Genomic DNA, 9,832 nt, shown 5'->3' on the forward strand with positions numbered 1-9,832 from the left:
TCCGCTTTAAAAACGCCACACCAAAATACGGCTCACTTTATTTCCCTGTTCCATATCGATGGTTTTTACATTGGTGGCATTTACTTTTTTCAGTACCGTATATAAAGGTTTCAGATTTTCTTTTTTGGAAACGAGTGATGAAAATGCTTTGCATTGTGTTTTGAAATGCACGCTTTCGTAAATCATATTGGTGATAAAAGCTAGTTCGCCGCCTTCGTACCACAGTTCGTTATTTTGTCCGCTGAAGTTTAAAACCGGTTTTCCTTCCACGGTTTTTCCTAAATTTTTCAGTTTTCGTGTGGTTCCTTTTGTGGCTTCTTCTTTGGAGTTGTGAAACGGCGGGTTGCAGATGGTCATGTCAAAATGTTCCCCCGGTTGGATAATCCCTTTGAAAATGTTGCGTTTGCTTTCCTGAAGTCGTACAGTAATCGCATCTTTCAATTCCGGATTTTTACTGATGATGGTTTCGGCGGTTTGTTTTGCCGGTTTGTCCACTTCGGTTCCGACAAATTCCCAACCGTATTCCTGATGCCCGATGATGGGATAAATGCAATTCGCTCCCACACCGATATCCAGAATTCGGATGTTGGTTCCTGTTGGGATTGTACCATTATTGTTTTCACCGAGAACATCTGCGATGTAATGAATATAATCGGCGCGCCCCGGAATAGGAGGGCAGAGGTTGGTTTTCGGTAATTCCCAATAACTGATGTTGTAAAAGTGTTTCAGTAAGGCTTTGTTTAAAGCACGAACCGCATCAGGATTGGCAAAATCAATACTTTCGTTTCCAAATTTATTCACTCCCACAAACGGTTTCAGTTCAGGCGAAGTTTCGATTAAGGTGTTGAAATCGTAATTGCCATTGTGTTTGTTTCTCGGATGTAAACTCTTTTGCGGAGTATCGTTTTTTGTGTTTTTCATGGGAATGGAATTGGGGTCAAAGGTAAGGAAAAGTATTCAGTGGTCAGTGGTTAGTTACAGTGTTCAGTCGCAGTTGTCAGTTGTCAGTGATCGGATAAAGATTGCAAATTTTGTTTTCAAATCGCAATGGAATAGCTGCGGTTGGGAATTTAAAGTTTCCAAAAAGTAAAATGGTTTTCCGTTTAGCCCTGATTGCAGTGGAAATCCTGGCTTTGTGAGATTGCTTCGCAAGTTCGCACTGACAGATTGGAACGGAAAGCAGGAATAGGGTTTGCTGATAAGTTCCGAACCTTTCGCTTCAAAGAATACAGAAATCATTGTTTGTTTACTTTGAGAATATGCAGAGTAATATTGTTAAAAATGTGTAAATATCTCTAAAAAAATATTAAATTTACTCTTGTTGATTTGGGAGCTCCACCAAATTGCATTTCCTACATATAGTTTTTAACTGAGAGAAAGTTAGCGGTTACCATTGTTTTGTCGTTTTAATTAAATTTTAAAATACAGCAAATGTCAACTATTACAACTATTTTACGAGAGCACCCTGAATTGGCAATTTTTTTGATGTTGGCCTTGGGGTTTTCTTTGGGGCGAATCAAAATAGGGTCGTTTAAAATTGGTGTTGTTTTAGGGACTTTGTTTGCAGGAGTTCTTATCGGACAATTGGTTATTGAAGTACCCGATATCGTAAAAACAGTTTTTTTCGATTTGTTTCTTTTTGCAACGGGATATAAGGTAGGGCCTCAGTTTTTTCAGGGACTTAAGAAAAATGCATTCCCACAATTAATGTTAACAGTGGTTATTTGTGTTTCCTGTTTATTGATAGCCTTTGCAATGTCCAAATTTTTAGGCTATGATGTAGGAACGGCTGCCGGTCTTTTGGCAGGTGCTTTTTCTGAATCCACAATTATCGGAACCGCTTCGGAATCAATTAATCAACTTCCGATTTCCGATATCGAAAAATCAAATTTAATACATAATATTCCGGTTGCTTATGCTGCAACTTATCTCATTGGGGCTACCTCTTTTGTATTTTTTATGACGACCATTGCTCCTAAATTATTGGGGGTAAATTTGGTGGAGGAAAGTCAGAAATTGAGCCAGTCCCTAACCGGAGAAACAGAACACGAGCCCGGAATCGATTCAGCTTATCGAAGATGGATCATCAGGGCTTATAAGATTACCAATGAAAAATGGATCGGACTTACCATTGCCGAGTTTGAAGAAATAAATTCTAATCTTGGAATTATTATTCAACGGATACGTCACAACGGCTCATTAATAGAGCCAACCCCTGAAACTGTTATCAGTAAAGATGATGTATTGGTCGTTATGGCACAGCATGGGATTATCTTAACAAGCCTTTCAGTAATAGGTCCCGAAGTTTTGGATGAGGAATTGCTGAGTTTTCCGTTGGCACACATGGAAATTACGGTTACCAATAAAGACATAGCCGGAAAAACACTCAGAGAATTACGTAAGGAGCGGCTTGGTGAAGGATTGTTATTGGATAAAATTACCAGAGAATATCATGAAATCCCTTTTGATCTGAATACGGAATTACACAGGGGTGATGTTCTGAAAGTTTCGGGGAAACTGCTTCATGTGGAGAAAGCTGCTAAAAAAGTAGGTTTTTTGGACCGGCTAAGTTCTGAAACCGATATCATATTTTTGGGAACCGGTATTGTTTTAGGAGGATTGATCGGGTTGCTTTCTGTTACTGTTTTTGATATTACAATTACCTTAACAACCAGTGGAGGCGCTTTGATTATGGGGTTGATTTTTGGTTGGTTGCATTCCAGGACGCCTGTTTTCGGAAGAATTCCGGAAGCAGCATTATGGGTTTTTGATAATGTAGGATTAGCCACTTTTATAGGGCTTGTCGGTATGGCGGCTGGTCCGAGTTTTATTTCCGGACTTAAGGAAATAGGTTTCAGTATCATTTTTGCCGGACTTTCGGTTGCGATAATTCCTCATATTATAGGGTTATTTTTCGGTAGGTATGTGCTGAAGATGAATCCAGTGATATTGTTAGGAGCTCAAACCGGGGCCGGGACTTCCACAATCGGACTCAAAGCTGTTCAGGACGCTTCGGAAAGTAAGTTTCCTGTCTTGGGATATACGATTCCGTATGCTTTGGGGAATATTCTTTTGACTACCTGGGGACCGGTTATTGTGGGATTGATGACGTGATTTTTATTGGTAAACGCCGAGTAATATTGCTTTTAAAGTGATGTATATTTTAATAACAATTTAAAACTTCGCCTATGTTTTGGTTAGAAATTGCAGTTCTTTTAGGGATGATCCTGGTGGGGTCACAAATGAAAGGTATCGGTTTGGGGGTTATGGGAATGGTAGGTTTGCTGATTTTTATTTTCGTATTCCAGATGAAACCGACCGATCCTCCCATCGATGTAATGTTGATTATCATGGCGATTGTAACCACGGCGGCAACCCTTCAGGCTTCCGGTGGATTGGATTATCTGGTGAATTTAGCTGAAAAGATCATCCGAAAAAATCCTTCAAACATTACATTTATCGCACCGTTTACGGTATATTTTTTATGCTTGTTTGCCGGAACGGCACATATTGTATATTCCTTATTGCCTATCATTGCTGAAGTTGCAGCTAAGAAACGAATACGTCCCGAGCGTCCTTTGAGTATTTCGGTGATTGCTTCTCATTTGGCTTTGACCGGCAGCCCTATGAGTGCAGCCACAGCGGCGTTTGTGGTTGTGCTGGCGTATCCGGGAGCATTGGTAGATATCATGATGATATGTATTCCGTCCTGTATAATAGGGTTGCTCATAGGTTGTTTTTCCGTGTTCAAAAGTGGAAAAGAATTGAATGACGATCCCATTTTTATTGAGAAAATGAAAGACCCTGAGTTTGCTAAAAGCATGGACACCGAAACCGAAGCTTCAGGAACTCCGTTGAAACCGGGCGCTAAAAAATCGGTTGTAATTTTCGGAATAGCCATTTTGATGATAGTGATTGCGGGAGCTTTTCCTGATTTACTGCCTCGTTTCAGTCCTGGGGCAGCTTCACTGGCTGTAGCCAAAGATGGTTCTCTAACGATGGTGACGATTATCGGTGTGGTTACTTTAACGGCTTCGGCGGCAATGATGTTGCTTACCAAAACAAGTACGGCTGAAGTGACCAAAGCAAGTTTGTTTACGGCCATGGCCTCTGCAGTAGTGTCGGTTTTTGGTGTGGTTTGGATGAGTTTTACTTTTATGAATCACAATCAGGCACTTATTTCGGAGGTATTGGGCGAAGCGGTGACTGAATATCCTTGGACTTTTGCTGTTGCTGTTTTTATCATGGGCGTTTTGATGTTCAGTCAGGCAGCAACCACAAAAACGATGATGCCATTAGGGATGACTTTAGGTGTGGCGCATCCTGCCCTGATTGCGATCTTCCCTGCAGTTAACAGTGATTTTGTGTTACCGGGCTATCCTACCCTGTTAGCTGCAATTAATTTTGACCGCACCGGTAGTACCAAAATTGGGAAGTATGTGATTAATCACAGTTTTCTGATCCCGGGGGTGGTAGCCATTGGTGCAGCCATTGCCATTGGCTTTTTGCTGGGAGCACTTTTATTGTAAATCTTTTAATTGTACTGTTAACCTAAATTTTAACACCTATGAAGAAGAAATTACTCATTGTATTGATATTTAGCTCTTCCTTTTTTATGCGAGGACAAGTTATAGAAAAACAAACAACGGAAGGAAATGTGTATGTTGATTCCATACCAAGTATCATACCCGTTGACAGGCAGTCATTATTAAAGAATGTTGATGTGATTTTTAATTCTCGTTTTGCCTATGACAGTCACTACAGTTCTTTGCAGCCTGATGGTGATGAGGGGCATGATTACTCGAGTTTTAATATAAATCAGCTTCGTTTTGAAATTAAGGGCAAAATTCATGAAAAGGTTTATTTCAGATTTAGACACCGATACACAAAAGAAGGAGAAATAGGTAGTATTGATCATATGAGCCAAGCAACGGATATGGCATTTGCGCGCATAGATTTGGGACCGCGGACTAACTTTTCATTTGGAAAATTGTGTGCCGACTGGGGTGGATATGAGTTTGACTTTAATCCAATCGATATTTTGGCTTATAATGATATCGTTGAATTTGCTGATAATTATTTAGTGGGGGCAAGCGCTGCACATACACTTGAAAGTAAGAAGCATAGTTTTTCATTTTCGGTGTTGAATTCCCGTACCAAAACTTTTGAAGAAGTGTACGGTACATCAGCTCCAGCAGGTTTGGAAGCTTCTGAATATCCTTTGGCTTTCGTAGGGAACTGGAGAGGGAGTTTTTTCAATGGAAAATTCGAAACCACTTACAGTTATAGTTACTTCAATGAAGCGGTCGGCGCCCATATGAATTATATAGTGTTGGGGAATAAGTTTAAGTTTAGTGACAAATTTGTTTTATACTATGATTTTCATTACAGTGATGAAGGGTTGGATAGAACAAGTATTGTATCTAGTATAGTAAGTACACAACTAGTTGAAGATGGTCTTAATCCTATTGCCGTTAGAGATGCCTTATATGTGGAAAACTGGGTACGGGCTGAGTACTTTGTTACCCCTAAAGTAAATTTGCTTATGACAGCTATGCATAGTAACCATTATTGGAAAGATAATCCTGATCCGGGAGCGGATGATTTGTTGTCAGTAAGTTATGGTTTGATTCCGACTGTTCAATATTTTCCATTTAAAGAGTACAACATGAAGTTTTATCTGTCATATATATATAGAAAATATGATTATGAAGGTAATGCTGAAACGACATATGGTGTAAAAGATTATACCACCGGACTTTTGAGTTTTGGTATTATCGCTCCATTCTTGGTATTATAGTTTTAGTACAAACGATAAAAACAAAACCCCGCTTTAGGCGGGGTTTTTGTAGTAAGTAAGATAAATATGTTTAACAAACGTTTTTCTTATTTCACTTTATTCACGATAGCTGTGAAAGCTGCAGGGTGGTTCATTGCTAAATCGGCAAGAACCTTACGGTTCAATTCGATGTTGTTAGCTTTGATTTTACCCATGAATTGAGAATAACTCATTCCGTGTAGACGTGCACCAGCGTTGATACGCATGATCCATAATGCACGGAAGTTTCTCTTTTTTTGCTTTCTTCCACGGTAAGCATATTGCATTGCTTTTTCTACCGCGTTTTTCGCTACTGTCCAAACGTTTTTACGTCTTCCAAAGAAACCTTTGGCTTGTTTTAATACTCTTTTTCTTCTTGCTCTTTTAGCAACTGAATTTACCGATCTTGGCATAATTTTAAATTGTTTTTTGCAGTAAGGCGACTTCTCAGTACTTCTAATTTTTAAATTCTAAAATTTAAAAACAGCCCACTCCAGGGTTATTAAATTGTTTTAACCGACAGCGATTAAGGGTTAATTGACAATTGAAAATTGTCGATTAATGACTAATTGGCAATTAAAAATTGCCGATTAGATAATTCTTAATTGTTGTTTGATACTCTTCTCATCTGTTGGGTGAACCAAAGTTGAGTGAGTTAAAGCTAATTTACGCTTTTTAGATTTTTTAGTCAAAATGTGACTTTTAAAAGCGTGCTTTCTTTTGATTTTTCCAGAACCAGTAACTTTGAAACGTTTCTTAGCGCTAGATTTAGTTTTCATTTTAGGCATTTTCTTCCTAGGTATTAGATTTATCTTACTTACTATTTTTTTAAGTTTAAAAGAGATAAGGGGTAAGGGATAAGTTTTGAACTTTTGCCTTTTGCCTTTTTACTTTTGCCTTAATTTTATTTCTTTTTCTTCGGAGCGATAAACATAATCATACGTTTACCTTCAAGAACCGGCATCGCTTCCACTTTACCGTAATCTTCCAGATCTTGTGCTAAACGAAGCAATAAGATTTGTCCCTGCTCTTTATAAATAATCGAACGCCCTTTAAAGAATACGAAAGCTTTTAATTTGGAACCCTCTTTCAGGAATTTCTCCGCATTTTTCTTTTTGAATTCATAATCATGCTCATCTGTCTGAGGTCCGAAACGAATTTCTTTAATGGTAATCTGAGTCGACTTCGCTTTTAGCTCTTTTTCACGTCTTTTTTGTTCGTAAAGGAACTTTTTATAGTCCATGATTTTACAAACCGGCGGTTCTGCATTTGGAGAAATCTCCACCAAATCCAATTCCAGTTGATCGGCTAAACGTAAAGCATCCGAAGTTTTTAAAACTCCCGGTTCTACATTTTCGCCCACAAGACGTACTTCAGGTACACGAATAAGGTTGTTTATTCTGTGTGGATCCTTTTTTTCTACTCGAGGCTGGTAACCTCTGTTGTTTCTTATTGCTATGGCTTTAAAATTTTAAGTTAAACTTAGAATTGTTTTAATGTTTTATTGATTTCTTCTTTCACCAAAGAAGCAAATTGCTCAACTGACATCGTTTCGTTGGACTTTCCGGCGTCACCGTGACGGCGAACCGAAATTGTTCCGTTCTTTTCTTCTTCCTCACCAACAATCAGCATAAACGGAAGTTTTTGTACTTCAGCTTCCCTGATTTTTTTACCAATTGTCTCGTTTCGGTTGTCAATTAGGGCGCGAATTTCGTGAATTTCCAGCAATTCTGAAACTTTTTTGGCATAATTTTCATATTTCTCGCTCAAAGACAGGATAATAGCCTGCTCCGGCATCAGCCAAAGTGGGAAGTTTCCGCCTGTATGTTCCAGTAGAATAGCGATAAAGCGTTCCATTGAACCGAAAGGCGCACGGTGAATCATTACCGGTCGGTGTAATTCGTTATCCGAACCTTTGTATGACAATTCAAAACGCTCCGGTAAGTTGTAATCTACCTGGATTGTTCCTAACTGCCAGCTTCTCCCTAAAGCGTCTTTTACCATGAAATCCAGTTTCGGACCGTAGAATGCGGCTTCACCGGCTTCAATCACATAATTCAGACCTTTATCTCTTGCAGCGCTGATAATCGCTTGTTCTGCTTTCTCCCAGTTTTCAACGGATCCGATGTATTTTTCAGGATTGTCCAAATCACGCACAGAAACCTGAGCGGTGAAGTTTTCAAATCCTAACGAACCGAATACATACAATACCAGGTCAATTACGTTTTTAAACTCTGCATCCAATTGATCCGGCGTACAGAAAATGTGCGCATCATCCTGAGTAAATCCTCTAACACGCGTTAATCCGTGTAATTCACCCGATTGCTCATAACGGTAAACAGTTCCGAATTCAGCATAACGTTTCGGTAAGTCTTTATAACTCCAAGGTCTCGCGTTGTAAATCTCACAGTGGTGAGGGCAGTTCATTGGTTTTAATAAAAACTCTTCTCCTTCAGCCGGAGTTTTAATCGGTTGAAAACTGTCTGCTCCGTATTTTGCATAGTGACCGGAAGTCACGTATAATTCTTTTTGTCCGATGTGTGGCGTAACCACTTGCTCGTAACCTGCTTTCTTTTGTGCTTTTTTCAGGAATTGCTCCAAACGATCACGTAAAGCAGCACCTTTTGGTAACCATAAAGGTAAACCTTGCCCAACTTTCGGAGAGAAATGGAACAAATCCAACTCTTTACCTAATTTTCTGTGGTCACGACGTTTCGCCTCTTCTAATAATTCAAGGTAATCGGTTAGGTCCTTTTGTTTCGGGAATGATATTCCGTATACACGGGTTAACTGTTTGTTTTTCTCGTCACCTCTCCAGTAGGCACCGGCTACCGATAAGATTTTCATCGCTTTGATGATTCCGGTATTCGGAATGTGACCGCCGCGACATAAATCGGTAAAAGTGGAATGATCACAGAAAGTAATCGTTCCGTCTTCCAGGTTCTGGATCAGTTCCGTTTTGTATTCGTTACCTTTATATAGTTCCAATGCTTCCGCTTTTGTAGCCGAACGCATTTTGAATTCATGTTTCTCTCTGGAAATTTCCAATACGCGGTCTTCAACCGATTTAAAATCGGCATCCGTTATTTTTTTATCCCCGAAATCCACGTCATAGTAAAATCCGTTATCGATTGCCGGACCAATAGTCAGTTTAATTCCTGGATACATTTCCTCTAAGGCTTGCGCCATCACGTGGGAAGTCGAGTGCCAAAAGGCTTTTTTGCCATCCGCATCGTTCCAGGTATATAATATAAGAGCGCCGTCCGTGGTTAACGTGGTGGTGGTTTCAATGGTTGTGCCATTAAAAGACGCCGAAATAACATTTCTGGCCAAACCCTCACTGATGCTTTTTGCAACATCCATTGGAGTCACACCTTGTGCGAACTCCTTAACCGAACCGTCCGGTAAAGTAATCTTTATCATATTTATAAATTATAAGATGCAAATATAATCGTTTATAAAAAGACATACAATATATATATAAGGTATAATTTTTTTGAAGCGAAAGATCCGGCATTTTTGCGGTCCATATTCCCGCTTTCCGTTGTAATTCCTCCGCTGCGCTGCGGGATTTCCACTGCAATCGGGGCTAGGGGAGAGTGGTGGTTGTTTTTTCTGCAGTCATTTGAACTATGCGGTCAGTCCGGTTTGCTGTAATTCCAATACTATAGTTTAATTATGAAGTTATCTTTTTTAGGGTTTCTGTATACGTATATTATAGGTAGCCGATAATGATTTTCCACAGTGCCTACTATATATAGTGCGCCCAAGAGTAATTTTCATCAGCCCCTTAGTGTCTTAGTGCATTAGAACCTTTGTTTTTGTCAGTGATTTTCCTTAGTGTCTTAGCGCTTCAATCTCTCGTCACCTTTATATATTGTATAGTCAATTGTGATTTTCCCTTAGCGCCTCAGTCACTCAGTTCCTCAGCGCCTTTTTTTTAAAAAAAACTTTCCTTCTTTAAGAAATGGTTATCAGGAAGTTAAGGAAAACCTCGAAAAAAAGAATAAAAAA

General features: G+C 39.3%; 8 protein-coding genes. 3 read left to right on the plus strand and 5 right to left on the minus strand.

What is annotated here, in order from left to right:
- Positions 1-6 precede the first annotated feature (6 nt).
- Positions 7-921: a 23S rRNA (adenine(1618)-N(6))-methyltransferase RlmF gene (rlmF, locus tag FLJC2902T_RS11540; protein ID WP_023579972.1), complete on the minus strand. Its 915-nt coding sequence runs from the start codon at positions 919-921 to the stop codon at positions 7-9.
- A gap of 510 nt (positions 922-1,431) precedes the next feature.
- Here rlmF and aspT point away from each other — a divergent pair.
- From aspT to FLJC2902T_RS11555, 3 genes are all read left to right on the plus strand, one after another.
- The gene (aspT, locus tag FLJC2902T_RS11545) at positions 1,432-3,114 is read left to right on the plus strand and encodes an aspartate-alanine antiporter (RefSeq protein ID WP_023579974.1); all 1,683 of its coding nucleotides are present in this window, start codon (positions 1,432-1,434) and stop codon (positions 3,112-3,114) included.
- A gap of 74 nt (positions 3,115-3,188) precedes the next feature.
- Positions 3,189-4,529 (plus strand): anaerobic C4-dicarboxylate transporter family protein, encoded by a 1,341-nt coding sequence (locus tag FLJC2902T_RS11550; protein ID WP_023579975.1) that lies wholly within the window; start codon positions 3,189-3,191, stop codon positions 4,527-4,529.
- A gap of 38 nt (positions 4,530-4,567) precedes the next feature.
- Positions 4,568-5,800 carry a porin gene (locus tag FLJC2902T_RS11555; RefSeq protein ID WP_023579976.1) on the plus strand — a complete coding sequence of 411 codons (1,233 nt, stop codon included), beginning with the start codon at positions 4,568-4,570 and terminating at the stop codon, positions 5,798-5,800.
- 86 nt (positions 5,801-5,886) lie between these two features.
- Here the strand turns inward: FLJC2902T_RS11555 and rplT are convergent, their stop codons facing one another.
- The 4 genes from rplT to thrS all read right to left on the minus strand — a co-directional run bounded on the left by rplT (position 5,887) and on the right by thrS (position 9,241).
- Complete coding sequence (rplT, locus tag FLJC2902T_RS11560) at positions 5,887-6,231, minus strand: 50S ribosomal protein L20 (RefSeq protein WP_023575105.1); 345 nt, start codon at positions 6,229-6,231, stop codon at positions 5,887-5,889.
- 177 nt (positions 6,232-6,408) lie between these two features.
- Positions 6,409-6,606: a 50S ribosomal protein L35 gene (gene rpmI, locus FLJC2902T_RS11565; RefSeq protein WP_035678477.1), complete on the minus strand. Its 198-nt coding sequence runs from the start codon at positions 6,604-6,606 to the stop codon at positions 6,409-6,411.
- Positions 6,607-6,722: 116 nt separating this feature from the next.
- Positions 6,723-7,271: a translation initiation factor IF-3 gene (infC, locus tag FLJC2902T_RS11570; protein ID WP_081712560.1), complete on the minus strand. Its 549-nt coding sequence runs from the start codon at positions 7,269-7,271 to the stop codon at positions 6,723-6,725.
- Between the two features lie 29 nt (positions 7,272-7,300).
- Positions 7,301-9,241 carry a threonine--tRNA ligase gene (gene thrS, locus FLJC2902T_RS11575; protein WP_023579978.1) on the minus strand — a complete coding sequence of 647 codons (1,941 nt, stop codon included), beginning with the start codon at positions 9,239-9,241 and terminating at the stop codon, positions 7,301-7,303.
- Positions 9,242-9,832 lie beyond the last annotated feature (591 nt).

It is taken from the genome of Flavobacterium limnosediminis JC2902, assembly GCF_000498535.1.
Classification (GTDB): Bacteria; Bacteroidota; Bacteroidia; order Flavobacteriales; family Flavobacteriaceae; genus Flavobacterium; species Flavobacterium limnosediminis.

Excerpts from the sequence above, each read along its gene's own strand:
- rlmF (WP_023579972.1), bottom strand. The coding sequence starts at position 921 with ATGAAAAACACAAAAAACGATACTCCGCAAAAGAGTTTACATCCGAGA.
- FLJC2902T_RS11555 (WP_023579976.1), top strand. The coding sequence starts at position 4,568 with ATGAAGAAGAAATTACTCATTGTATTGATATTTAGCTCTTCCTTTTTT.
- aspT (WP_023579974.1), top strand. The coding sequence starts at position 1,432 with ATGTCAACTATTACAACTATTTTACGAGAGCACCCTGAATTGGCAATT.
- rpmI (WP_035678477.1), bottom strand. The coding sequence starts at position 6,606 with ATGCCTAAAATGAAAACTAAATCTAGCGCTAAGAAACGTTTCAAAGTT.
- thrS (WP_023579978.1), bottom strand. The coding sequence starts at position 9,241 with ATGATAAAGATTACTTTACCGGACGGTTCGGTTAAGGAGTTCGCACAA.
- rplT (WP_023575105.1), bottom strand. The coding sequence starts at position 6,231 with ATGCCAAGATCGGTAAATTCAGTTGCTAAAAGAGCAAGAAGAAAAAGA.
- FLJC2902T_RS11550 (WP_023579975.1), top strand. The coding sequence starts at position 3,189 with ATGTTTTGGTTAGAAATTGCAGTTCTTTTAGGGATGATCCTGGTGGGG.